General features: G+C 62.9%; 24 protein-coding genes. 11 read left to right on the top strand and 13 right to left on the bottom strand.

The window, feature by feature from the left end; translation table 11 throughout:
* Nucleotides 1–114: 114 nt before the first annotated feature.
* The 3 genes from QMO82_RS27380 to QMO82_RS27370 form a co-directional block, all read right to left on the bottom strand.
* Nucleotides 115–363 carry a DUF4170 domain-containing protein gene (locus QMO82_RS27380; protein ID WP_183605849.1) on the bottom strand — a complete coding sequence of 83 codons (249 nt, stop codon included), beginning with the start codon at nt 361–363 and terminating at the stop codon, nt 115–117.
* Between the two features lie 71 nt (nt 364–434).
* Nucleotides 435–1,235 carry a 3'(2'),5'-bisphosphate nucleotidase CysQ gene (locus QMO82_RS27375; RefSeq protein WP_183605848.1) on the bottom strand — a complete coding sequence of 267 codons (801 nt, stop codon included), beginning with the start codon at nt 1,233–1,235 and terminating at the stop codon, nt 435–437.
* 139 nt (nt 1,236–1,374) lie between these two features.
* The gene (locus QMO82_RS27370; RefSeq protein ID WP_183605847.1) at nt 1,375–2,721 is read right to left on the bottom strand and encodes a TldD/PmbA family protein; all 1,347 of its coding nucleotides are present in this window, start codon (nt 2,719–2,721) and stop codon (nt 1,375–1,377) included.
* Nucleotides 2,722–2,840: 119 nt separating this feature from the next.
* Here QMO82_RS27370 and QMO82_RS27365 point away from each other — a divergent pair, with 119 nt between their 5' ends.
* From QMO82_RS27365 to QMO82_RS27355, 3 genes are all read left to right on the top strand, one after another.
* Nucleotides 2,841–4,652: a monovalent cation:proton antiporter-2 (CPA2) family protein gene (locus QMO82_RS27365; RefSeq protein WP_183605846.1), complete on the top strand. Its 1,812-nt coding sequence runs from the start codon at nt 2,841–2,843 to the stop codon at nt 4,650–4,652.
* 119 nt (nt 4,653–4,771) lie between these two features.
* Complete coding sequence (locus tag QMO82_RS27360; protein WP_183605845.1) at nt 4,772–5,143, top strand: VOC family protein; 372 nt, start codon at nt 4,772–4,774, stop codon at nt 5,141–5,143.
* A 3-nt stretch (nt 5,144–5,146) separates the two neighbouring features.
* The gene (locus tag QMO82_RS27355; protein WP_183605844.1) at nt 5,147–5,626 is read left to right on the top strand and encodes an EVE domain-containing protein; all 480 of its coding nucleotides are present in this window, start codon (nt 5,147–5,149) and stop codon (nt 5,624–5,626) included.
* Here the strand turns inward: QMO82_RS27355 and QMO82_RS27350 are convergent.
* From QMO82_RS27350 to QMO82_RS27340, 3 genes are read right to left on the bottom strand one after another with little or no spacing between them, the layout of a single operon-like run.
* On the bottom strand, nt 5,615–6,496 hold the full coding sequence (locus QMO82_RS27350; RefSeq protein WP_183605843.1) for a patatin-like phospholipase family protein: 882 nt from the start codon (nt 6,494–6,496) through the stop codon (nt 5,615–5,617). The two genes, QMO82_RS27355 and QMO82_RS27350, sit on opposite strands and share 12 nt — an antisense overlap.
* Before the next feature lie 13 nt (nt 6,497–6,509).
* Nucleotides 6,510–7,070, bottom strand: coding sequence for a 16S rRNA (guanine(966)-N(2))-methyltransferase RsmD (rsmD, locus tag QMO82_RS27345; RefSeq protein ID WP_183605842.1), 561 nt, complete (start codon nt 7,068–7,070; stop codon nt 6,510–6,512).
* Nucleotides 7,051–9,063, bottom strand: coding sequence for a pseudouridine synthase (locus QMO82_RS27340; RefSeq protein WP_183605841.1), 2,013 nt, complete (start codon nt 9,061–9,063; stop codon nt 7,051–7,053). Before QMO82_RS27340 ends, rsmD begins: the two co-directional genes overlap by 20 nt.
* 90 nt (nt 9,064–9,153) lie before the next feature.
* Between QMO82_RS27340 and QMO82_RS27335 the strand changes: the two genes are divergently transcribed.
* Nucleotides 9,154–9,591 carry a nucleoside deaminase gene (locus tag QMO82_RS27335; RefSeq protein WP_183606640.1) on the top strand — a complete coding sequence of 146 codons (438 nt, stop codon included), beginning with the start codon at nt 9,154–9,156 and terminating at the stop codon, nt 9,589–9,591.
* Nucleotides 9,592–9,902: 311 nt separating this feature from the next.
* On the opposite strand, the gene QMO82_RS27330 is transcribed toward QMO82_RS27335, so the two are convergent.
* Nucleotides 9,903–10,532, bottom strand: a complete 630-nt coding sequence (locus tag QMO82_RS27330) for a hypothetical protein (protein ID WP_183605840.1) — start codon at nt 10,530–10,532, stop codon at nt 9,903–9,905.
* Nucleotides 10,533–10,663: 131 nt separating this feature from the next.
* A complete protein-coding gene (ileS, locus tag QMO82_RS27325) occupies nt 10,664–13,555 on the bottom strand; it encodes an isoleucine--tRNA ligase (RefSeq protein WP_183605839.1) in 2,892 nt (963 codons plus the stop codon).
* A 353-nt stretch (nt 13,556–13,908) separates the two neighbouring features.
* On the opposite strand from ileS, the gene QMO82_RS27320 reads away from it, so the two are divergent.
* Nucleotides 13,909–14,172: a type II toxin-antitoxin system Phd/YefM family antitoxin gene (locus tag QMO82_RS27320; protein ID WP_183605838.1), complete on the top strand. Its 264-nt coding sequence runs from the start codon at nt 13,909–13,911 to the stop codon at nt 14,170–14,172.
* Nucleotides 14,169–14,627, top strand: coding sequence for a type II toxin-antitoxin system VapC family toxin (locus QMO82_RS27315; protein WP_183605837.1), 459 nt, complete (start codon nt 14,169–14,171; stop codon nt 14,625–14,627). The genes QMO82_RS27320 and QMO82_RS27315 overlap by 4 nt, the downstream gene beginning before the upstream one ends.
* A gap of 10 nt (nt 14,628–14,637) precedes the next feature.
* Here the strand turns inward: QMO82_RS27315 and QMO82_RS27310 are convergent, their stop codons facing one another.
* Both QMO82_RS27310 and QMO82_RS27305 read right to left on the bottom strand, forming a co-directional pair.
* Nucleotides 14,638–15,621 (bottom strand): bifunctional riboflavin kinase/FAD synthetase, encoded by a 984-nt coding sequence (locus QMO82_RS27310; RefSeq protein ID WP_183606639.1) that lies wholly within the window; start codon nt 15,619–15,621, stop codon nt 14,638–14,640.
* A gap of 14 nt (nt 15,622–15,635) precedes the next feature.
* A complete protein-coding gene (locus QMO82_RS27305) occupies nt 15,636–16,484 on the bottom strand; it encodes a TIGR01459 family HAD-type hydrolase (RefSeq protein ID WP_183605836.1) in 849 nt (282 codons plus the stop codon).
* 53 nt (nt 16,485–16,537) lie between these two features.
* On the opposite strand from QMO82_RS27305, the gene QMO82_RS27300 reads away from it, so the two are divergent.
* The 4 genes from QMO82_RS27300 (at nt 16,538) to QMO82_RS27285 (ending at nt 19,896) form a co-directional block, all read left to right on the top strand.
* A complete protein-coding gene (locus QMO82_RS27300; protein ID WP_183605835.1) occupies nt 16,538–16,744 on the top strand; it encodes a hypothetical protein in 207 nt (68 codons plus the stop codon).
* Nucleotides 16,745–16,839: 95 nt separating this feature from the next.
* The gene (gene groES / locus QMO82_RS27295; protein ID WP_003545797.1) at nt 16,840–17,136 is read left to right on the top strand and encodes a co-chaperone GroES; all 297 of its coding nucleotides are present in this window, start codon (nt 16,840–16,842) and stop codon (nt 17,134–17,136) included.
* 53 nt (nt 17,137–17,189) lie between these two features.
* Nucleotides 17,190–18,830, top strand: a complete 1,641-nt coding sequence (gene groL / locus QMO82_RS27290; protein WP_183605834.1) for a chaperonin GroEL — start codon at nt 17,190–17,192, stop codon at nt 18,828–18,830.
* Nucleotides 18,831–19,449: 619 nt separating this feature from the next.
* Entirely contained in the window at nt 19,450–19,896 is a 447-nt protein-coding gene (locus QMO82_RS27285; protein ID WP_183605833.1) for a hypothetical protein, read from the top strand.
* Between the two features lie 64 nt (nt 19,897–19,960).
* Here the strand turns inward: QMO82_RS27285 and QMO82_RS27280 are convergent, their stop codons facing one another.
* Nucleotides 19,961–20,671 (bottom strand): glutathione binding-like protein, encoded by a 711-nt coding sequence (locus tag QMO82_RS27280; RefSeq protein WP_183605832.1) that lies wholly within the window; start codon nt 20,669–20,671, stop codon nt 19,961–19,963.
* 209 nt (nt 20,672–20,880) lie between these two features.
* Between QMO82_RS27280 and QMO82_RS27275 the strand changes: the two genes are divergently transcribed.
* The gene (locus tag QMO82_RS27275) at nt 20,881–21,294 is read left to right on the top strand and encodes a DoxX family protein (RefSeq protein ID WP_183605831.1); all 414 of its coding nucleotides are present in this window, start codon (nt 20,881–20,883) and stop codon (nt 21,292–21,294) included.
* A 79-nt stretch (nt 21,295–21,373) separates the two neighbouring features.
* On the opposite strand, the gene hisG is transcribed toward QMO82_RS27275, so the two are convergent.
* Together hisG and QMO82_RS27265 are read right to left on the bottom strand one after the other, a co-directional pair.
* Nucleotides 21,374–22,069 (bottom strand): ATP phosphoribosyltransferase, encoded by a 696-nt coding sequence (gene hisG / locus QMO82_RS27270; protein WP_183605830.1) that lies wholly within the window; start codon nt 22,067–22,069, stop codon nt 21,374–21,376.
* A complete protein-coding gene (locus tag QMO82_RS27265; RefSeq protein ID WP_183605829.1) occupies nt 22,066–23,187 on the bottom strand; it encodes an ATP phosphoribosyltransferase regulatory subunit in 1,122 nt (373 codons plus the stop codon). The genes hisG and QMO82_RS27265 overlap by 4 nt, the downstream gene beginning before the upstream one ends.
* Between the last annotated feature and the right edge of the window lie 109 nt (nt 23,188–23,296).

The following is a 23,296-nucleotide window of genomic DNA, read 5'->3' as shown; positions in this document are numbered from 1 at the left end:
TCAGAATGCGTCAGACAATCCGGAACGACGGGCGCCCGATGCGCGAAAGCCCTGCTCGCCGAACGGTCGCCGGCGGCACTTGCGGATGGCCTTGGCCGGGGTCGCTAGCCGAGGTCAGTTGCCTCTGGCCTTTTCCTGCGGATCGAGCAAACGATGCATGTGGACGATGAAGTAACGCATATGCGCATTGTCGACCGTCTGCTGCGCCTTCGCCTTCCAGGCCGTCAGCGCCGTGGCATAATCCGGGAAAATGCCGACGATATCGAGACCGTTCAGATCACGGAACTGGACGTCATCGAGGCTTTCCAGTTCGCCGCCAAAAACGAGATGCAAAAGCTGCTTCTTGTCACCGGATTCAGTCATTTTTTGTTCTCTTTCTGCCTATTCTCCTCCGCCATCCCATCTGCGGGATTTCGACGGAAACGTCAACTGTCTCATCGTCCCGCAAAGGCCGCGAGGAATTCATCGATGCGGGGCGTCGGTGCTGCGCAGAGGACCTTGTGGGTAACGTCGGCGCTGTTGTAGACGACCGGCCGGCCTTCGAGATCGACGAGACCGCCGCCGGCGCAGGTGAGAATCAGATCGGCGGCGGCAAGGTCCCAATCATGCGAATTGCTCTTGACGAAGGTGCCTTCGAGACGACCGTCCGCCACCATGGCGATGCGATAGGCGAGCGAGGGAATGTATTTCTGGCGCGTGACCCGGGCGCGGAACTCCGGCGGGAAGGTCGCCAACAGGTCCTCGCCGATCGCAAGGCGGCTCGTCTCATCTGCTCCTGCGGCGGAGACGGCGAGCGGCACGCCATTCTTCATCGCCACCCCGCCCTCGACGGCCTCATAGAGTTCTTCGAGCGCCGGGGCATAGAGCACGCCGGCCACCGGCCGGCCGCGATGAACGACCGCGACGCTCACGCACCAGACATTTTGCCCGCCGAGGAAGGCGCGCGTGCCGTCGATCGGATCGATGATGAACACCGTCGCGCGCGCGAGACGGTCGGCATCGTCGTCGGTTTCTTCCGAGAGCCAGCCGTAATCCGGCCGGGCCTTGCGCAGAATGGTCTCGAGCGTCTTGTTGGCGGCAAAATCGGCGGCGCTGACGGGGGAGCGATCCCCGTTCTTCCACCAGACCTCGGGCGATTGGTTGAAAAAGCCGTAAGCGACCGCACCCGCCTCTTTCGCAGCATCGGCGATCAGCGTGAGATCGCTCTGCCAGCGGGCTTTCTCCATGTCGCTCATCCGATCAATCCGTTTCTGAATTCTCGTTAGAGCATGATGTCGTCCGAAAGCCGCGCACACTTTTCGGTATCATGCTCTATCTCTTTATTTTTACGCAATTCCGGACGCAAAACCGCTACACACTTTTGCTGGAATTGCTCTAGCGCCCTGCCAGCGTCATGCCTTCGATGGCGAAGGTCGGGGCGGCGACGCCGAATTTGCGGTCTATGTCGTTTGCCGGCGTCAGGCGCATGAACATGTCCTTGAGGTTCGAGGCGATCGTCACCTCGGACACCGGGAAAGTCAGTTCGCCGTTCTCGATCCAGAAGCCGGTGGCGCCGCGGCTGTATTCGCCGGTGATCATATTGACGCCGTGGCCGATCAATTCGGTGACATAAAAACCGTTGCCGACGCTGCGGATCAGCTCCTCCGGCGAGATGTCGCCGGGTTCCAGCGCAAGGTTGGTGGAGGAAGGCGAGACTGATGTGCCGCCGCGCACGCCGCGGCCGTTGGTTTCCAGACCCAGCTCGCGCGCGGTCGAGGTCGAGAGGAACCAGTGCTTCAAGACCCCGTCCTCGATCATGACGAGCCGCTCGCCCGACACGCCCTCGCCGTCGAAGGGCCGCGAGGAAGGGCCGCGCACGACCAAGGGATCGTCTGATATCGACAGGCCCGACTTCAGCACCTGCTGACCCATCCTGTCGCGCAGGAAGCTGGACTTGCGGGCGACGGCAGCGCCATTGATCGCGCCGGCGATATGGCCGACGAAGCCGCGGGCGACGCGCGGGTCGAAGATGACGGTGACGTCCTTGCCGGTCGGCACCTGGCGAGGGTTGACGCGCTTTACCACCCGTTCGCCGGCGCGGCGGCCGATTTCAGCGGGATCGTCGAGCTCGGCATAGTAGAGGCGGCTGTCGAAATCATAATCGCGCTCCATGCCGGTGCCTTCGCCTGCGATGACGCTGACGGAATGGCCGAAACGCGAGGCCATGTAGCTGCCCGCAAAACCGTGCGAGGTGGCAAGAACCAGGCCGCCCATGCCGGCCGACGCGCCGGCGCCGGAAGAATTGGTGACGCCCTTGACCGCAAGGGCGGCTGCCTCGGCGGCAAGGCCTGCCTCGCGCAGCCTCTCCGAGGAGACCTCGGTGGTATCGAGCAATTGCAGGTCGGGATAGGATTTCGACAGGCTCGCCTCATCCGCCAGGCAGGCGAAGGGGTCCTCCGGCGAGACCTTGGCCATGGCGACGGCGCGTTCGGCCAGCGCCTGAAGATCGAAGCCCGGATTGGCCGAAACGCTGGCAACGCGCTTGCCGATGAAGACGCGCAGCGAAAAATCGTCGCTTTCGGAGGATTCCGTCCCCTCGACCTTGCCGAGGCGGACGCTCACCGATTGCGAGCGCGACCGGACGACGACGGCGTCGGCGGCGTCGGCCCCTGCCTTCCTGGCCAGATCGATCAATTGACTTGCGCGGGAAAGAAGTGTCGAGGAATCGATTTCAGAGGACATGATTTGGCCTTTCCTTCGGCTTCCATTTATTGTGCACTCTCCCAAGCATCAAGGCCGCCGCCACCGATTCTTTATCGGGGCTGCCCGCATGTTCCCCGCCGTCGAAAGAAATCGCCAGCATGTCAGCGCCCAATGCCCTTTTTTCCGAAACGATCCTGCTGCTCGGCGGAGCCGTGGTCGCCGCGCCGATCTTCAAGAAGCTCGGGCTCGGCACAGTGCTCGGCTATCTCGCCGCCGGCATCGTCATCGGCCCGGTTTTTCACGGCATCACCGATGGCGAACAGATCCTCAACGTCGCCGAACTCGGTGTGGTCTTCCTGCTCTTCATCATCGGGCTGGAGCTGAAACCCAGCCGCCTGTGGCAGATGCGGCGCGACATTTTCGGCCTCGGCACGGCGCAGGTGGTGGTGACCGGGCTGGCGCTGACCGCGCTCGCCTGGTTTTCCCACGTTTTCGACTGGCGCGGCAGTATCGTCGCCGGATTTGGCCTGGCACTGTCTTCGACCGCCTTCGCCATGCAGATCCTCGACGGCGACGGCGACGTCAATACGAGATATGGGCAGCGCTCCTTCTCGATGCTGTTGTTCCAGGACCTGGCGATCGTGCCGCTCTTAGCGCTGATCACCATTCTCGACGGCGGCAAGGGCAGCAACGCGCCGCTGCTCGGTTTTACGGTCGCCATCGGCGCCGTCGCGGCGATGATCGTCATGGGGCGCTACCTGCTGACGCCGCTCTTCCAGATCATCGCCCGGACCGGCGCGCGCGAGGCGATGATCGCCGCCGCCCTCTTCGTCGTCATGGGCTCGGCGAGCCTGATGCAGCTTGCCGGGCTTTCAATGGCGATGGGTGCCTTCCTGTCCGGCGTGATGTTGGCCGAATCCTCCTACCGGCACGAGCTGGAGGCGGATATCGAGCCCTTCCGCGGCGTCCTGCTCGCCATCTTCTTTATCGCCGTCGGCCTGTCGCTGGAGCTCGACGTTCTCTTGGACAACGCGCTCTTCGTCATCGTCACCGTGCCGATCGTCATGGCCGTCAAGGCGATCATCATCTACGGGCTCTGCCGGATCTCGGGTTCTCCGCATGACGATGCGATCCGCATCGCCTTCCTGCTGCCGCAGGGCGGCGAATTCGGCTTCGTGCTGTTCACCACGGCGGGGACCTCAGGGCTGATGTCGACGAGCACGGCATCGCTGCTGGTCGCGATCGTCACGCTCTCCATGGCGCTGACGCCGATCGGGGCGGCCCTTTCGAAGCGGCTCCTGCGCGGCGACGCGCGTGAGGAATTGGACGAGGATTTCGAGGGCGCGGGCGCCGACGTGCTGATGGTCGGCTTCTCCCGTTTCGGCCAGATCGCCGCCCAGATCCTGCTTGCCGGCGGGCGCAGCGTCACCGTCATCGATTTTTCGGCCGACCGCATCCGGCAGGCCTCCTCCTTCGGTTTCCGCATCTATTTCGGCGACGGCACCCGCAAGGACGTGCTGCGCTCGGCCGGCATCGACCGGGCAAAGATCGTGCTCGTCTGCACCCAGAAGAAAGAAATCACCGACAAGGTGGTGGAGCTGGTGCAGGCGGACTATCCACACACGCGGCTCTACGTGCGCTCCTACGACCGCATCCATTCGATCGAACTGCGCAACAAGGGCGTCGATTACGAACTGCGCGAAACGCTGGAATCCGGCCTGCTGTTCGGACGGCGGACGCTGGAGGCGCTCGGCGTTCCCGAGGTCGACGCCTATGAAATCGGCGAGGATATCCGCAAGCGCGACGAGGCGCGTCTGGTGCTGCAGGTTTCCGAAGGATTGCAGGCCGGGCGCGACATGCTGTTTTCCCACCCCGTTCGCCCCGAACCGCTGGTCAAGCCGAAACGCGCTAGCGATGCCTTCGAGGACGATCCGCTGGCGGGCACCGCGGATGCGACGGCGGACGCATAAATCAACTCCGGGACGTGGCAAGCTTGGGCCGATTGAACGGCGGCAGAGGCAAGGCTACTGCCAGAATCTGTCAGCATGCCTCTGTAGACGAGCCTCCTGACCCAAACAGGAGGCTCACCATGATCGACAGCAACAGCATTCTCCTTTTCGTAGCCGACGTGGCAAAGAGCGCCAGCTTTTATGGCCAACTGCTCGGGAAGGATCCGGTTGAGCTCAGCCCGACCCTCGCGATGTTCATCCTGCCTTCGGGCCTGGCCCTTGGACTCTGGGGCAAGGCGGGCGTTGAGCCGACGCCGACTGCCATGGGCGGCGGCTGCGACGTCGGTTTCAAGGTTGCGACGGCGGATAGGGTCGATACGCTTCACGCCGAATGGCAAGCCAAGGGCGCGACCATCCTCTTGCCGCCGACCGACCTCGATTTCGGCCGCACCTTTGTTGCAGCCGATCCCGACGGGCATCGCCTACGCGTCTACACCGTTTCGGAGGACTGAAACATGTCCCGCAGCTGGATCGCTGTCGCATCGGCAAACCATGTCCGCATCGGGCGCGAAGCCGGGTTCATGCAGGTCTGTCATGGCAAGGCCGCTCCGCTGAAGCGAAGCGCGCCCGGTGACCGGGTCATCTACTACTCGCCGACCGAAACATTTGGCGGCAAGGATCGCCTGCAGGCGTTCACGGCCATTGGCGTGGTCGAGGAGACGGCGGCGTATCAGGTGGAAGTTCACCCCGGTTTCCGCCCCTGGAGGCGCGATGTCGCCTGGTGGCGAGCCGTGGAAACGCCGATCCGGCCGTTGCTCGGCCGGCTGTCTTTCACAAGCGATCGGGGAGGCTGGGGCTATCGATTGCGCTTTGGTCTCTTCGAAATCGACAATGGCGATGCCGAGCTCATAGCCGAAGCGATGCTCGGTGAACCGCGCATGCATGTCGCCCGGAAGCATGCAACGGCTCCCGTGCAATGCACTTTAGCGCTTTAGCCGCGCTTCGATCTCGCGGTCGAGGGCGAATTTCAAGTCGTCCTTGACGCCGACCGACATGGCCAGCACTTCACGGGCCTTGAGGAAATCCATGACGCCGGTGCGGCCGACTGCCGGGCGCAGGAAGATATGCGGCGGACGGATCTTCAGCTTCAGCGTGATCGCTGTCTGCATCATCAGCTGGCCGGAGCCGAAGATGCTTTCCATGCGGTTTGGAATATGGGTGCCGTCGCCTTCCGGCGCGCCGACGACATCGATACCGACGACGATGTCGGCCAGATCCATCAGGGGTTCGTAGGGCACCGGATTGCTGATGCCGCCATCGATCATGACGCGGCCGCGCAGGCGCACCGGCATGAAGACGGCGGGAATAGCGGAAGAGGCCGCGAGCGCCGGAAACAGCTCGCCCTCTTCGATGATGACTTCGCACTGCCCGTAATAATCAGTGGTGATGACCTTCATCGGCACCAGCAGATCCTCGAAGCGGGCAGGCAGCTCGGACGGCAGGAAGGCCTTGAGGATCCGTTCCAGATTGAACTGGCCGATGCGGACGCCCTTGGCCACCGCATCGCGCACCGTCGCCGGCCTCAGACCCCAGATGCGGGCGATGACGGCCGTCTTGTTGCCGACGGTCGCCAGCGCATGTTCGCGGATTTCGGCGCCGGACATGCCGGCCGCCATGCCGGCCCCCATGATCGCGCCCATCGACGAACCCGATATCGCCACGGGCCGGATGCCGAGTTCGTCGAGCGTCTCGATGATATGGATATGGGAAAGCCCGCGCGCGCCGCCGCCGCCGAAAGCGACAGCGACCGTTGGAAGATCGCTGATCGCAGGCAGTTTCGGGCTGATGATCTCTGCCTGCTGCACGCCCCGCCTCCGCTTATTGCGGCTGATATCGGAAGAAATGCACCCTCGTATCGCCAAAGATGCGGTTTTCGAGAAAAACATAGGAAGGGTGGACGGAAACGACAATATCGGCGCGTTCTTCGAGCACCGCAATCGCGCCCGGCCGCAGCCAGCCGCCCTGAGCGGCGGCCGCCATCGCCTTTTCGCCGAGACCCTTGCCATAGGGCGGGTCGGCAAACAGCACGTCGAAGGGTTCGAGATTGCCGACACTGCCGAGATCGGTCGCATCCCGACGCAGGATGCGGGTGCGGCCGTGCAGGCCGAGCGCATCGATGTTCTCCCAGAGCAGCGCCCTGCCCTCGACGCTGTTTTCGACGAAGAGCGCATGGCGACAGCCGCGCGAAACGGCTTCGAGGCCGACGGCGCCGGTTCCGGCAAACAGGTCGAGAATCCGGGTGCCGTCGACGCATTCCGGATAGGCATGGCTCAATATATTGAACAGGCTCTCGCGCGTCCGGTCGGCAGTCGGCCGGATCTCGTTGGATTTTGGCACGGCGAGAGGCCGTCCGCGAAATTCACCGCCGACGATCCGCACCGCGCGTCATTCCCTTTCCTTTCGCACCACCTCTGGATGGCCCGCCCGCAGGCCTGTCGCCGCCCGGCCTATCACCGCCCGATTTGGCACCGCCCGATTTGGCACCGCCCGGCTTGGCGCCCTTCGGCTTGCCGGAAAAATTCTTGGCCCCACCGGGCTTGGCTCCAAAACCCTTGCCGCGCGGCTTGTCACCCGCAGGCCTATCACCCCGAGGCTTGTCGCCGAACGATCTTTCGCCGCGCGGACGTTCATCACCGTCCTCGCGCGGCCTGCGATCACCACGCGGCTTGTCGCCGAAGGGGCGATCGCCACGCGAGGGACGATCACCGAAAGGCCGGTCGCCGCGCGGACGCTCCGAACGGGCCTCACCGGTGGAGGCTCTGGCGGCACGAGGACGTTCGTCACCATCACCACGCGGCTTGCGATCACCGCGCGGCTTGTCGCCGAAGGGGCGATCGCCACGCGAGGGACGATCACCGAAAGGCCGGTCGCCGCGCGGGCGCTCCGAACGGCCCTCGCCGGCGGAGCTTCTGGTGCGCGGGCGCTCGTCTCCGCCTTCGCGGGGGCGGCGTTCGCCGCGCGCCGGGCGGTCACCAAAACCGCGGTCTTCGCGGGCGGGGCGATCCCCGAAAGAGCGCTTGCGGCCGGCGCCTTCGCCCTCATCCTTGCGACGGGGCTGCTCGCTCGAGCGGATCCATTCGCCATCCTCCTCGCGCACACGGTTCACCTGCGTGCGCGGGCGATCCTCGATGCGGTCGAAACCAGTGCCTCTTGCCGGTGCCAACTCGCCGCGCTTGCGTGCGGTCTGCGCATTCTTGGCGGCCTTCGCCGCTGCCTTTTCGCCGAGCGGCCGGGCGCCCGGCGCCATCCAGACATTGGCGCTGCGACGCTGGCCGAGCGGCTGGGGACGCTTCGGCTTGTCGTCATCCCTGCGGCCGCCGTCGCGGCGATCGTCATCTCTGCGCCCGCCACCGTGGCGGTCGTCGCGCTTGGTGTCGAGGCGGCTCAGCGCCCGTTCGCGCTTGTCCTCGTCGCGGCGCGGACGCTCGCGCTTTTCCGGCACCGCGGGCTCTGCCTCTTCCTCGGCTGCAACGGCCGGCGCATTGTAGATCGGCGCGTCGAAATTCGCCTTGGCTTCCTCGATCAAGCGCGGGCCGAGCTGGTCGCGCAGCGTGCGGCCGCGCACTTCGATGACATGGCCTTCCGGCAAATCGCCGAGCTGGAACGGGCCATAGGAGATGCGGATCAGCCGGTTGACGTCGAGGCCGAGCGCGCCGAGCACATTCTTGATTTCGCGGTTCTTGCCTTCGCGAAGGCCCATGGTGATCCAGACGTTCGAGCCCTGGGTGCGGTCGAGCGTCGCCTCGATCGAGCCATAGAGCACGCCGTCGACGGCGATGCCATCCTTCAGCTTGTCGAGCGCATCCTGATCGATCTCGCCATGGGCGCGGACACGGTAGCGGCGCAGCCAGCCGGTCGCCGGCAATTCCAGCGCGCGGGCGAGACCGCCGTCATTGGTCAAGAGCAGCAGGCCCTCGGTGTTGATATCGAGGCGGCCGATCGACATGACGCGCGGCAATTCTTCCGGCAGGTTGTCGAAGACGGTCGCGCGGCCTTCCGGATCGGCATTGGTGGTCACGAGGCCCGCCGGCTTATGATAGAGCCACAGCCTGGTGCGCTCGATGCCGCGGATCGGCACGCCGTCGACCTCGATGCGATCGGCAAGCGTGACGTTGACGACCGGGGTGTCGAGAACCCTGCCGTTCAACGTGACGCGGCCTTCCATGATCATGCGTTCGATGTCGCGACGGGAGGCAACGCCGGCGCGTGCCATCACCTTGGAAATACGTTCGGCCTTCGCGTCGCCATCGGTCTCGGCGGCGACCGCAGCCTTTGCCGGCTTGGCGCCGCCCGGCTTCGCGCCGGTCTTCGGCTCGGTGTCCCGTGAAAACGGCTTTGCGCCCGGGCGTTTTGGCTTGTCTTTGGGTGTCATTTGTTGTTTGCCTGCCTTTTGGGCCTGTCTATCAGGTCACGCATCTGCGGTTAAGTGGAAATTCTTGCGATCGTGAAGACAAATCGTTTCATGGAGATGGCGCTTGCAGAAGCGCATGCCGCCGGAGAACGCGGCGAGGTGCCGATCGGCGCCGTCGTCGTTATCGACGACATTGCCGTTTCACGCGCGGGAAACCGCACCCGCGAGCTCAATGACGTGACCGCACACGCCGAAATCGCCGCAATCCGGCTCGCCTGCGAAGCGCTCGGACAAGAGCGCCTTGTCGGCGCCGATCTCTACGTGACGCTCGAGCCCTGCACCATGTGCGCGGCAGCCATCTCGTTTGCGCGTATCCGCCGGCTCTATTACGGCGCCGAGGACCCGAAGGGCGGCGGCGTCGACAATGGCGTGCGATTCTATGCGCAACCGACCTGCCACCATGCCCCGGAGGTCTACTCCGGCTTCAACGAGGTGCAATCGGCCGAGATCTTACGGAGATTCTTTTCGCAACGGAGAGAGGCGCCATAATTCGTAACAGTTCTGCGCAGCACCGCCATCCCTGCCCGCGCTACGTCCGGTTTGTGCGAGTGGCCGCCCCTCACCCTAACCTTACCGGGGTCGAGCCACTCGTCTCGACCCGTCCTTCGGACCCCGTAAAAACGGGGTGAGGGAAGTGCCCTGCGAGAGCGAGATGGGAGCGGAGAGGTGCGGCTTGGTCCCTTCGCCCCGCGCGCGGGGAGAAGGTGGCGGCAGCCGGATGAGGGGTTGCTCTCGACGATCTCCTGTGCCGGCGATGTCGCGTCACATTGAGTCAGCAGACAGCGGTCCTAAAAAAACTGCTATTGCAGGAAGTTCCACCACTGATTGCCGCTGTTGGCGACCGCCGCGTCCTTCTTGCGCTTCTTCTGCTTCTTGAGCTCGGGTTCGCCGACATCATCGAGCTTTGCCGGATCGTCGACGGTGCGGTAGCCGGGCGGCGGATCTGAAATATAGCGGCGCTGATCGATGTAGGAGCCCTTCTGCAGGGCGCGGGCTTCACGATAGGCCTTGGTCTGGGCTTCCGTCGTGCGTCGGCCGCCTTCGATGGCAGAGCTCGCGAGCGGGGAGCGGTAATTCGGATTGTCCGAGTTCGCATCGGCCTCCGAAACCAGGCGGGCGCGGGTTTCCTCCGGCGATTCAATCCATTGCGGATTGTCCTTGTCGGCGACCGTCGGCTGCGGCGCAACGAGGGTCTCCTTCTGCGCCTGGGCCGGCAGCACCAGCGTCGGGCGCGGCGTGTACTTGACGCCCTTGTTCTTCGGGTCCGGCCCGGTCAACGATACGGACTGACCGAGATCGTCGGTCAACTGCTCCATGGCGGTCTTGTCGGTGCCGTAGGTCGGGCTGCTGGCGCAGCTGGACACCAGAGAGCATCCCGCCATGACAACAGACAGGCAGGCGCCCATACGGAACCAATGCGTTGCGAACATGAAAACCCTTCCAGCCACCGGTGCAATCGTTGCCCAACCGGACAACCGTCCCCCTGACGCAAAAATCCGGCCATTTTCAGGCAGCTTTTACCGGATGAACCGCGAAAACGCAATTCACCCGGCAAATATCTTCAAGCGCCGATGCCGAGTTCGCGCAAGGCGGCAGCGTCACGCGCGGAAACATCGGGATAGTCCGGATCGGAACCGACATCCTTGGTGATGCGCCAGGAGCGGGCGCATTTTTCACCCTCTGCCAGCTTCGGCACGACGCTGACCTCAGGCACTTCGGCAAGGCGGAAGGCCTCCGCCGGGCCTTCGCCGGCCTTGATCTCGATCGCCGAGGTGATGCAGACTTCGGTGAAGTCCTGGCCTTCGAGCGCCTTCATCAGTTCCGGATCGGCGATGAAGACGACGGGAGCCGCCTCCAGCGAAGAGCCGATGCGCTTGTCCTTGCGCTCGATTTCCAGAGCGCCCGTGACTACCGAGCGGACCGTGCGGATCTTCTTCCACTTCTCGGCCAGGGCATCGTTGCGCCATTCCTTGGCAACCGGCGCAAACTGCTCCAGATGCACGGAAACGGCGGACGGGTTGCGCGACAGCCATGCCTCCTCGGTGGTGAAGGGCAGCATCGGGGCGAGCCAGGTCACCATGCAATCGAAGATCTGCCGGATGACGTGCAGGCTGGCGCGCCGTCGCAGGCTCGACGGCGCGTCGCAATAGAGCGAGTCCTTGCGGACATCGAAATAGAAGGCCGAAAGCTCGACATTGGCGAAATCGATCAGCGCCCTGGCGATCTTCTTGAAGTCGAAGCTGTCGTAGTTCTCGCGCACCAGTTCGTCGAGCTCGGCAAGCCGGTGCAGCATCAGCTGCTCCAGCTCCGGCAGATCGGCGAGCGCGATCTCCTCGCCCTTGTCGTGGGCGAGCGTGCCGAGCATCCAGCGGATGGTGTTGCGCAGCTTGCGATAGGCGTCGACATTGGTCTGGATGATCGTCTTGCCGACGCGCAGGTCGTCGGCATAATCCGAGGTCATGACCCAGAGGCGCAGGATATCGGCGCCGGCGTCCTTCATCACCTCCTGTGGAGCGGTGACGTTGCCCTTCGACTTCGACATCTTCTCGCCCTTCTCGTCCATGGTGAAACCATGGGTGAGGACGGCGTTGTAGGGCGCGCGGCCGCGGGTGGCAGCCGATTCCAAGAGCGACGAATGGAACCAGCCGCGATGCTGATCGGACCCTTCGAGATAGAGATCGGCCGGCCACTTCAAGTCGGGGCGGTCTTCCAGCGTGAAGGTGTGCGTCGAGCCCGAGTCGAACCAGACGTCGAGGATATCCATGACCTGCGTCCAGCGGGCATGGTCGTGGTCGTTGCCGAGGAACCGCTCCTTGGCACCTTCGGCGAACCAGGCGTCGGCGCCCTCGTGTTCGAAGGCTTCGAGAATGCGGGCGTTGACGGCGTCATCGACCAGGACCTCGCCCTGCTCGTCGGCAAAGACGGCGATCGGCACGCCCCATGCCCTTTGACGGGAAAGAACCCAGTCCGGACGGCCCTCGATCATGGCGCGCAGGCGGTTCTGGCCGGCGGCGGGCACGAAGCGCGTGTCGTCGATCGCACTCAGCGCGCGCGAACGCAGCGTCGTGCCGTCGGCAAGGGTCTTGTCCATATAGACGAACCATTGCGGCGTGTTGCGGAAGATGACCGGCTTCTTCGAGCGCCAGGAATGCGGATATTGATGCTTCAGCCGGCCGCGGGCAAAGAGCGCGCCACGGGCGATCAGCTCCTTGATGACGCGGTCGTTGGCATCACCCTTCTTGCCGTTATCGTCGATGACGCGGGCGCCCTCGAAGCCGGGGGCGTCCGATGTGTAGAAGCCGCCGTCGTCGACCGGGAACGGGATCTTGGTCTCGATGCCACGGGCCTCGAGCGTGCGGACAGCCGACATCCAGGCATCGAAGTCTTCGCGGCCGTGGCTGGGAGCGGTGTGCACGAAGCCGGTGCCGGCATCATCGGTGACATGATCGCCATCGAGCAGCGGCACGGCGAATTCATAGCCGCCGTCGAGACCCTTGAAGGGATGGGCGCAGGTCATCGCGGCGAAGTCGGCCGCAGAGACATCGCTCAGGCGCTTGTACTGCAGCTTGGCCTTGGCGAAGGATTCCTCGGCCAGCTTATCGGCAAAGATCAGCCTCTCGCCGGGACGCGGGCCAAAATCATTCTCGGCGGCCGTTACTTCATAGAGCCCGTAGGAAACACGCGCGGAAAAGGAAACCGCGCGGTTGCCGGGGATCGTCCAGGGCGTGGTCGTCCAGATGACCACGAACGCATCCTTGAGCGCGGCCGGACCTTCGACGACGGGGAATTTCACCCAGATCGTATCGCTCTCGTAGTCCTGGTATTCGACCTCGGCCTCGGCCAGCGCGGTGCGCTCGACGACCGACCACATGATCGGCTTGGAGCCGCGGTAGAGCTGACCGCTGGCGGCGATCTTCAGGAGTTCGCCGGCGATGCGCGATTCCGCGTGGAAGTTCATCGTCGTATAGGGATTGTCGAAGTCGCCCTCGATGCCGAGACGCTTGAACTCTTCCGCCTGGACCTTGATCCAGCCGGTGGCGAATTCACGGCATTCCCGGCGGAATTCGTTGACCGGGACCTCGTCCTTGTTCTTGCCCTTCTCGCGATACTTTTCCTCGATCTTCCATTCGATCGGCAGGCCGTGGCAATCCCAGCCGGGCACGTAATTGGCATCGTAACCGCGCATCTGGAACGAGCGGTTGATGACGTCCTTGAGGATCTTGTTCAGCGCGTGGCCGATATGGATGTTGCCATTGGCATAGGGCGGGCCGTCGTGCAGCACGAATTTCTCGCGGCCGGCGGCGGAAGCGCGCAGTTTCTTGTAGAGACCCATCTCCTGCCAGCGCTTGACGAGCTCCGGCTCCTTCTGCGGCAGGCCGGCGCGCATCGGGAAATCGGTTTCGGGCAAATAGAGGGTCTTCGAGTAATCGATCTTTTCGGATGTGTCGGTCATATCGGGACAATCGTTTCTGGCGGCCCAGAAAGGGGCGCAACGGGCGTGAAAAAGCTGGTGACGGAAGCGCTCATATCCGAGCGCTGAAAACCCGGACCTCCCGGCCGCTTAGCGCGCGCGGAAGGCCGGGCCGATAATTCGCATCGTGATCGCCAGCCGAAATTTCGTCATAGCGCCGGTTCATAGGCGTTTTTGCCGGGAAAAGGAAGAGAAGAATTCGCGCGCCGGCAATCCTCATCGGTGGCGGGAATTGCCGCAAATGCATTCTCTGAAGAAGGCAGGTGGCTGGAAAACGCTTGCAGCATGCGGTATGATCTGACTATCTGACCAGTTTCTGTCGCGGGCATAGACGCATGAAAAAAGTGACGAAGCAAAGCTGGAAGCTCGAGGACGCGAAAGCGCGCTTCAGCGAGGTGGTTCGCCGCGCCCACAGCGAAGGACCACAGCGCGTGACGGTTCGCGGCCGGGACAGCGTCGTCGTCATCAGCGTCGAAGAACTCGACCAGTTGACCAAAGCCGAGCCTAAGAAGCCTTTGGTCGCCTTCATGGAGAGCCTAGATCTCAAAGAGCTCGACCTTGAGCGAGAGGCCGATTCCGGGCGAGATGCCGAGCTGTGATCGGCTGGCTGCTCGATACCAATGTCATTGCGGCGCTGATCAATCCGAACGGCGCACCCTCCGTCAAATCCTGGGCTACGGCTCAAGACGAGGAGGGGATGTTCATCAGCATTCTCACGCTGGCGGAATATGACAAAGGCATCGAAAACCTGCCTGAGGACGATCAGAACCGCTATCGCTATGCGGCCTCCCGCGATGCACTGGAGGAGAGGTTTTCGCAACGTGTTCTTTCGTTGAGCGACGCAGCCGTCAGGCATTGGGGCGTCATTTCGGGACGCGTGAAACTCAGGACCGGACATGCGCCGTCGGTTGTCGATACGATGCTGGCGGCCACGGCAATCGAGCACAATCTCTATCTGGTCACCCGCAACGTCAGAGATACGCGCTTCTCCGGCGCGGCAATCTTCGATCCATGGACCAACGATCCCGGTCAATTTCCGTTGAGCCGGAAATAACTCAAGGCACTCAGGAAAAGCACAGTTTCCCATCAAGCGCGCCGAGCGGGCTGACACCCGATAGCAGCGCCCTCGCCTCTTCCTCGTCGCGTTTGATCTGGGCGACCAGCGGATCGAGGCCGTCGAATTTCAGCTCGGGTCTGATATAGCCGAAGAAGGAGACGGCGCAGAGCTGGCCGTAGAGATCGCCGCTGAAGTCGAAAAGATAGGTTTCGAGCAGCGGCGCGCCGTTTTCCGTCACCGTCGGGCGGCGGCCATAGCTTGCGACTGCGTCGTGGAGCGTGCCGTCCGCAAGGCGGAAACGGACGGCGTAGATGCCGGCGGCGAGATCAACCTCCGGCGGCAGGCGCATATTGGCCGTGGGGAAACCGAGCTGCCGGCCGAGTTTCTCGCCATCGATCACCTCGGCTTCCACCGTATAGCGGTAGCCCAGCATGCCGGCGACTTCGCTGACATTGCCCTCCTTCAGGAGCGCGCGGATGTGGCTCGACGAGACGACGTCGGCGTTTTCATCGCGGAAGGCATCGATCAAGGTAACGCCGAAGCCATAGGTCTGGCCGGCATTCATGAGGAAGGCCGGACCGCCCTCGCGACCGCGGCCGAAATGGAAATCGAAGCCGGTGACGACTTCGGAGGCGCCGAGCCAATCCTTGAGGATCGAATGGATGAAATCATCGGCCGAGCGCTGCGAGAATTCGTAGTCGAAGGGATATTCGATGACGGCGCTGAAACCCAGCGCCTCCAGGATGCGGGCCTTGAGCGGCGCGGGCGTCAGGCGGAAGACCGGCGCCTGCGGCCGAAAGACCGTACGCGGATGCGGCTCGAAGGTCAGCACCAAAGCGGGGATACCGCGCGCCTCGGAGATTTCGAGCGCGCGATTCAGCACCGACTGGTGGCCACGATGCACGCCGTCGAAATTGCCGATGGCAATGACGCCGCCCTTCAGATGGGCGGGTAGGGGTTCCCGGGTTTCATTGCGGTGGAAGACGGTCATCGGCTGGCTTCTCTTCATGCAAGGCGTGGCATCCACCACTTCGGCGCGGCTTTTTCCCGTTCGAGATAGGCGTTCAGGATCGCCTCGTCGGTTTCGCCGTTCAGGGTGTATTCCTTGGCGTGGATACCGCCGCTGATGTAAAGAAGGTCGAGGCCGTAATTCAAGGCGCCGCGCACATCGGTCGGCATGCCGTCGCCGATCGCCAGCACCCGGTCGGCGGGGAAATCGCCGCGAAGCTCGCGGGCAGCGGCCAGCGTCGCCTCGTAAATCGGCCGATGCGGCTTTCCGGCGATGCGGGTGCTGCCGCCAAGCTGCTCATAATAGGCGGCCATGGCGCCGGCGCAGGGGATGATGCGATGGCCGCGCTCGACGACGAGGTCGGGATTGGCGCAGATCATCGGCACCTCGCGGGCTTTGAAGTCGAGAAGCATGTCGGTGTAATCCTCCGGCTTCTCAGTCTCGTCGTCGAAAAAGCCGGTGCAGACGAGCGATTGCGCTTCGCCGGCCGGCCGGCGCTCGACGCCAATGCCTTCGAGAAGCGCCTTGTCGCGCTCAGGGCCAAGCAGGAAGACCGTCTTCGGGCCCTCGGAAATCAGCCCGCGCGTCACGTCCCCCGACGTGACGATCCTGTCATAGGCGCTGTCGGGCACACCGATCTGACGCAACTGCTCGACCACCTGCCAGGAAAGGCGCGGCGAATTGGTGATGAGGACGACGGCGACCCCGCTTGCGCGTGCCGCTTCGAGGGCAGCGGCCGCCTTCGGAAACGGATCGACGCCGTTGTGAACGACGCCCCAGACATCGCAGAGCACCACGTCATAGTGATCTGTTATCTCCGAGAAGTTCTCTATCCGCCTGGCCATTCCGATTTCCCGATTTGCTTCAGTCACCGGTGACATTGCAAAGGCGCAAGGCGATGGCAAGGCATTTTCTTCGCTGCCGGGCGCGGATGGGCGGCGGTTTTTCACGATCCGATCCTGAAGCGGAGATGGTTGCGGCGGCGAGCCCGCAAATTTCGACCACCGTATGGTTCGGCCGCATTCCGATTATTCTCAGCCTCTTCACAATTCCGGCACAAAAATTCGTGATTGCTCTCATTGACTCCTTACGGAGCCATCCCTAAATGCTCGTCGCTAGCACTCACCGCAAGGGAGTGCTAACATCTATCCATGTGGGCCGCTCCGGCCTGCGAATGTCATTCGATCGAGGGATTAGACAATGGCAAGCACCAACTTCCGCCCCCTTCACGACCGCGTCGTCGTTCGCCGCGTTGAGTCCGAAGCCAAGACCAAGGGTGGCATCATCATTCCCGATACCGCCAAGGAAAAGCCGCAGGAAGGCGAAATCGTCGCCGTCGGCTCCGGCGCGCGCGATGAATCCGGCAAGGTCGTCGCACTCGACGTCAAGGCCGGCGACCGCATTCTGTTCGGCAAGTGGTCCGGCACCGAAGTCAAGATCGACGGCGAAGACCTTCTGATCATGAAGGAAGCCGACATTATGGGCATCATCGGCTGATCAGCCGCTGGCCTTTCCGAGAACCCGGACACTCGAATTGAGGAGTTTCAATCATGGCATCTAAAGAAATCAAGTTTGGTCGCACCGCGCGCGAAAAGATGCTGCGTGGCGTCGACATTCTCGCCGATGCAGTCAAGGTAACGCTCGGCCCGAAGGGCCGTAACGTCATCATCGACAAGTCCTTCGGCGCTCCGCGCATCACCAAGGACGGCGTTTCGGTCGCCAAGGAAATCGAACTCGAAGACAAGTTCGAAAACATGGGCGCCCAGATGGTCCGCGAAGTTGCTTCGAAGACCAACGACATCGCCGGCGACGGCACCACGACTGCAACCGTTCTTGCCCAGGCGATCGTTCGCGAAGGCAACAAGGCCGTTGCAGCCGGCATGAACCCGATGGACCTGAAGCGCGGCATCGACCTCGCTGTTGCCGACGTCGTGAAGGATCTCCAGGCCAAGGCCAAGAAGATCTCCACCTCGGAAGAAGTTGCACAGGTCGGCACGATCTCTGCCAACGGCGACAAGCAGGTCGGTCTCGACATTGCTGAAGCCATGCAGAAGGTCGGCAACGAAGGCGTCATCACGGTTGAAGAAGCCAAGACCGCCGAAACCGAACTCGAAGTCGTCGAAGGCATGCAGTTCGACCGCGGCTACCTCAGCCCCTACTTCGTGACCAACCCGGAAAAGATGATCGCCGACCTCGAAGACGTCTTCATTCTCCTTCACGAGAAGAAGCTCTCGAACCTGCAGTCGATGCTCCCGGTTCTCGAAGCCGTCGTTCAGACCGGCAAGCCGCTCCTCATCATCGCTGAAGACGTCGAAGGCGAAGCTCTTGCAACGCTCGTCGTCAACAAGCTGCGCGGCGGCCTGAAGATTGCTGCCGTCAAGGCTCCTGGCTTCGGCGATCGCCGCAAGGCCATGCTCGAAGACATCGCCATCCTGACGGGCGGCACTGTCATCTCCGAAGACCTCGGCATCAAGCTCGAAAGCGTCACGCTCGACATGCTCGGCCGTGCGAAGAAGGTTTCGATCTCGAAGGAAAACACCACGATCGTCGACGGTTCGGGCGCCAAGTCCGACATCGAAGGCCGTGTTGCCCAGATCAAGGCCCAGATCGAAGAAACCACCTCCGACTACGACCGCGAGAAGCTGCAGGAACGTCTTGCCAAGCTCGCCGGCGGCGTTGCCGTCATCCGCGTCGGCGGCTCGACGGAAGTTGAAGTGAAGGAAAAGAAGGATCGCATCGACGACGCGCTCAACGCGACCCGCGCTGCCGTTCAGGAAGGTATCGTCCCCGGCGGCGGTATCGCTCTGCTCCGCTCCTCCACGAAGATCACCGTCAAGGGTGCAAACGACGACCAGGAAGCCGGCATCAACATCGTTCGCCGCGCCCTGCAGTCGCTCGTTCGTCAGATCGCTGAAAACGCAGGCGACGAAGCCTCGATCGTTGTCGGCAAGGTCCTCGACAAGAACGAAGACAACTTCGGCTACAACGCCCAGACATCCGAATATGGCGACATGATCGCCATGGGTATCGTCGACCCGCTCAAGGTCGTTCGCACGGCGCTGCAGAACGCTGCTTCTGTCGCATCGCTGCTGATCACCACCGAAGCCATGATCGCCGAACTGCCGAAGAAGGATGCCCCTGCCGGCATGCCGGGCGGCATGGGCGGCATGGGCGGTATGGACATGATGTGATAGGCCAAGGGCCTTTCACAGCATCGTTCATTCCGGTATCCGGAACAGGAAGGGCGGCCCTCGGGTCGCCCTTTTCTTTTAAGCCACCGCGCCTTGGGTTAGGCGGTAGCGATTCGATGCATGGGCGTCCGATTCGGCAGATAAAACGTTTAACTGGCTCCGTATCGCAGGTCCCGGACGCGAAGCTTGCGCGAAACTTGCGGCGCTGCGTCTCTTTCGTTCACCGAGAGATCGCGATGTCGCGGCAGTATTTCCGGCTTCCTATGGGATGGAAAGGCTTGCAAAGCCCGTGAGGACGATCTTCTGGCGATGATTTTCGCAAACGGCTCGAAGATGCGAGCATCTCAGGACATGGTGCCGATCCGAATACCCCTTAAAAAGCCATTGCCGTTTGTCCAAAAGCCCCTATAAATCCGCGCTGCAATTGAAGCGCGCCGGGCGAGATCTCACCATCAGACGAGGCCGGAGCGCGAAAGGTGGGCGTTCGGGTTCCGAAGGCCTGATCGTCGTGTCAACGATCGCCGGATGCGGCGGGCATCATGCCCGCAGCGACATGATCCTGTTTCTTTGTGTTTGCCGAGCGTGCGGCGGAGGAGCCGCATGCGAACGGGGGAACGCCTTGTTTAAGATCGCCAAAGCCAATGCAGCCGTACCTTTGATGCCCGGCTCGCTGGACCACCATAGTCAAAATGACGAGATGGTGGCGCAGTTTTCCATTTCCGAAGCCTGGACCGGCGATCTGTCGAGCGGCATGCTCCGTCTCGGCGAATGGAGCACGATGCTGCACGGCCTTTCCGCACGGGACTGCGGCCTGTTAAGCCTGATCCGCTGCTACGACAGCAAGGACCGCAGCCACGTATTGGAGCTGTTCGAGCAGGCGGCGACCCTCTGCTCCTCCTTCTGTTTTTCGACGACGATCATCATGCCGAACGGCTTGCGCCAGCCGCTGTTCTGCATGGGCGAGTCGAATGGGCTCGAGGAGAAATACAGCGGCAGCATGTCCGGCGTCTTCATCTTTCCCCGCTTCAAGCTCGAAGGCGCCAGGCAGATCACAAGCCGGCAGTGAGGCTGAAATTAAGATAAAAGGCCGCCTCGAAGGCGGCCTTTGTGCTTTCCAACTGATCCGCTCGTTACTCCGGCTTGACGGGTATGTTGAGCCCCCTGGCACTGGCCGGACGGGCGATGCAGCGTTCCAGCCAGTCCGAGACGGCGGGGAATTTCGCGTATTCGAGAACCTCGCGGCCGCCATAGAAGATGTCGGCGCCGCGCACCCAGGTGAAGGTGGTGATGTCGGCGATCGTATAGAGATCGCCCATGATCCACTGGCGGCCTTTCAGCCGGTCTTCGAGCACGCCGAGCAGACGTTTGGACTCGTCGCGATAGCGCTCCACCGGATAGGAATTGTTGGCGACCTTGTCGGCGGCGAATTTGTAGAAATGCCCGAACTGGCCGAACATCGGGCCGATGCCCGCCATCTGGAAAAACACCCACTGGATGCATTCGTAGCGGCCGGCAGCATCATCGGGGATGAGCTTGCCGGTTTTTTCCGCGAGATAAAGCAGGATGGCGCCGGATTCGAACAGGCCGATCGGCTTGCCGCCCGGCCCGTTCGGATCGATGATCGCCGGAATGCGGCCGTTCGGGTTGAGAGATTCGAATTCCGGCGACTTCTGCTCGTTGGCGGCGAAGGAAACATAATGCGGCTCATAGGCGAGGCCGAGCTCTTCGAGGGCGACGGATATCTTCACCCCATTCGGTGTCTGCAGGGAATAGAGCTGGATGATGTCGGAATTTTTCGCCGGCCAGCGCGCCGTGATCGGAAATGCGGAAAGATCTGCCATCGGGGCCTCCATGTTCAGCCGACCATAAAAGACCGGGTTTGTGAAAAGCAAGCGACGGCGGCAGGACATCGTTCCATATTGTTGAACGAACTGTCCGCTTCCGTTTATCTTTCCATCACGGAAGAAAAAGGCGACATAGGTGACATCCGAGATCCATCCGGTGCCGGGGCACCCAGATCTCCAGAGTCCTTCAAACGGAGACAACATCCATGTCCAACGTCATCATCCTGATTGCCCGCATTCTTCTGTCTTTCATGTTCATCCTTTCCGGCTTCATGAAGCTCACCGATCCTGCCGGTACGGCGGGCATGATCGCCGGTGCCGGCCTGCCGGCAGCAACCCTGCTGGCCTATGTCGCAGGCCTTTTCGAACTGCTGGCCGGCCTTGCGGTTCTCACCGGCTTCCAGGTCCGCATTGCCGGCTGGCTGCTCGCCGCCTTCTGTGTCTTCACGGGTATTGCCTTCCACCTGCCTTACGCGAGTGGCACGGAACTCGTGAACATTCTCAACCAGATCATGGTCATGAAGAATATCACGCTGGCCGGCGCGTACATCCTGCTCGCCACCGTCGGTGCCGGTGCCTATTCGATCGACGCACGCCGCGGCGTCTACGCAGCCGCCTGATACCAGCAGACATCCTCCCATAAATGCGAAAACCCGCCGTCACCCGACGGCGGGTTTTCTTGCGCCTTGATGACCGGGATCAGAGGGCGGCGCGCACCGCGTCGATGATCGCCTGGACCGCCGGTTCGTCCGCATGGCTCTCCTTGCGGGCGCGCACGAGGCAGGCCTGCGAATGCAGGATGACGCCATCCTGGAGCACCTTCAGGTGGTTGGCGCGCAGCGTCGAGCCGGTGGAGGTGATATCGACGATGATATCGGCCGAGCCTGCGGCGGGAGCACCCTCGGTGGCGCCCAGGCTTTCGACGATGCGATAAAGCTGGATGCCGTGCTGGCTCGAAAAGAACTGCTGGGTCAGCCGCCAGTATTTGGTGGCGATAGCCAGGCGCCTGGAATGGCGGGCGCGGAAATCGGCGGCGACATCGCCGAGATCGGCCATGGTGTCGACGTCCAGCCAGATCTCCGGCACCGCAACCACCACATCGGCATGGCCGAAGCCGAGGCGGGCGCAGAATTCGACGCGTTTGTCGACTTCGGCAAAACCTTCCCGCATCAGATCCTCGCCGGTGACGCCGAAATCGACGGTGCCGCTGCCCAGTTCGCGGGAGATTTCGGAGGCCGACAGGAAGGCGACTTCGATATCGTCCCAGCCTTCGACCCGGCCGCGATAGGAGCGGTCGTTGCCAACAGCCGTTATCGGCATGCCGGCCCGCTCGAAGATCGCCGAAGCGTCGTCCTTCATCCGACCCTTGGAGGGAAGCGCGATGGTGATGGTCATACGGCTGCCCTTTCGGTTTCGATGCGGTCGAGCCAGAAGGAGAAGCCGACGGCCGGAATGCGGTCCGTTGCGCCGAGGAAGGTCAACAGCCGGTCGAAGCGGCCGCCGCCGGCCAGAACCGCGCTCGAGCCTTCCGCCGTCACCTCGAAGACGAGGCCGGTGTAATAGTCGAGCGGCCGTCCGAAAGCGGCGCGGTAATCGAGGCAGGAAAGATCGACGCCAGCGTTGGAAAGTGCTGCAACGCGGCCATTGAAGCGGGCGAGCGCGTTGCCGAGTTTCAGGCCGGCAGCATCGGCGAAACCGGCCAGCGCCGCCGACGCATTGACGAGCGGCACGTCGAGCGACAGGAACTCTTCCAGCACATGGAAGGCCGCATCGTCGAGGCGCGTTTCGGACAGGATGAGCTTTTCCTTGAGGCGCCGGGCGATCTCCAGGGGCGAGCGGCCGGCATTCGTCGAATAGCCGGTCTTCTGCATCTCCCGCTCGAGATGGACGACCAGCGCCTGCTCGTCGCCAGAGGCGACCAGCCTGGCAATATCGTCGTCCAGCCCGGTGACGAATTGCGGGCTGACGAGACCGGCCAGCAACGCTTCCAGTTGCGTCATGTTGCCGAAGGCATGGATCAGGCGCTTCTGCCAGCCGAGCTGCAGGCCGAGCGCCTGAACAACGGCCTCGAACACCGCCTGGTCGCCAAGCGTCACCGACAGGCGCCGGCCCGGCAGCAGCCGGCCGAGAATGCCGGTGGCATCGCCGATGGCGCGGGCGTCGGCGTTAGACAGGTCGATATCACCGAGATCCTCGATGCCGGCCTGATAGAATTCATTGGCGCCGTCGCGGCGCTGGCGGAAAACCTCGCCGAGATAAGCGTAACGCTTCGGCGTGCCTGTGGCGGTCTCGATGTGGCGCAGGCAGACGGGGATGGTGAATTCGGGACGCAGGCAGAGGCTGGCGCCGGTTTCGCTCTCCGTCATGAAGATGCGGCGGCGCAGATCTTCGCCGGCGATATCGAGGAAAGGTTCGGCCGGCTGAATGACAGGCGTATCGATGCGCTCGGCATTGCGCGCTGTAAATTCGGCCAGCAGGTCGCCCGCGAATTCGGGGAGGTTGATCAGGGGCATTGGCTTGACTTCCCTCTTCTCCCCAGCGGGGAGAAGATGCCCGACAGGGCAGATGAGGGGGATGAGGAGTGTAACCGACGAATGTCCTGAGCGGCGAGCGAAGGACAGC

Source organism: Rhizobium sp. BT04 (genome assembly GCF_030053135.1).
Classification (GTDB): domain Bacteria; phylum Pseudomonadota; class Alphaproteobacteria; order Rhizobiales; family Rhizobiaceae; genus Rhizobium; species Rhizobium binxianense.
The sequence above is the reverse complement of the archived record's forward strand: the minus strand, read 5'-3'. Positions and strand labels throughout refer to the sequence as shown.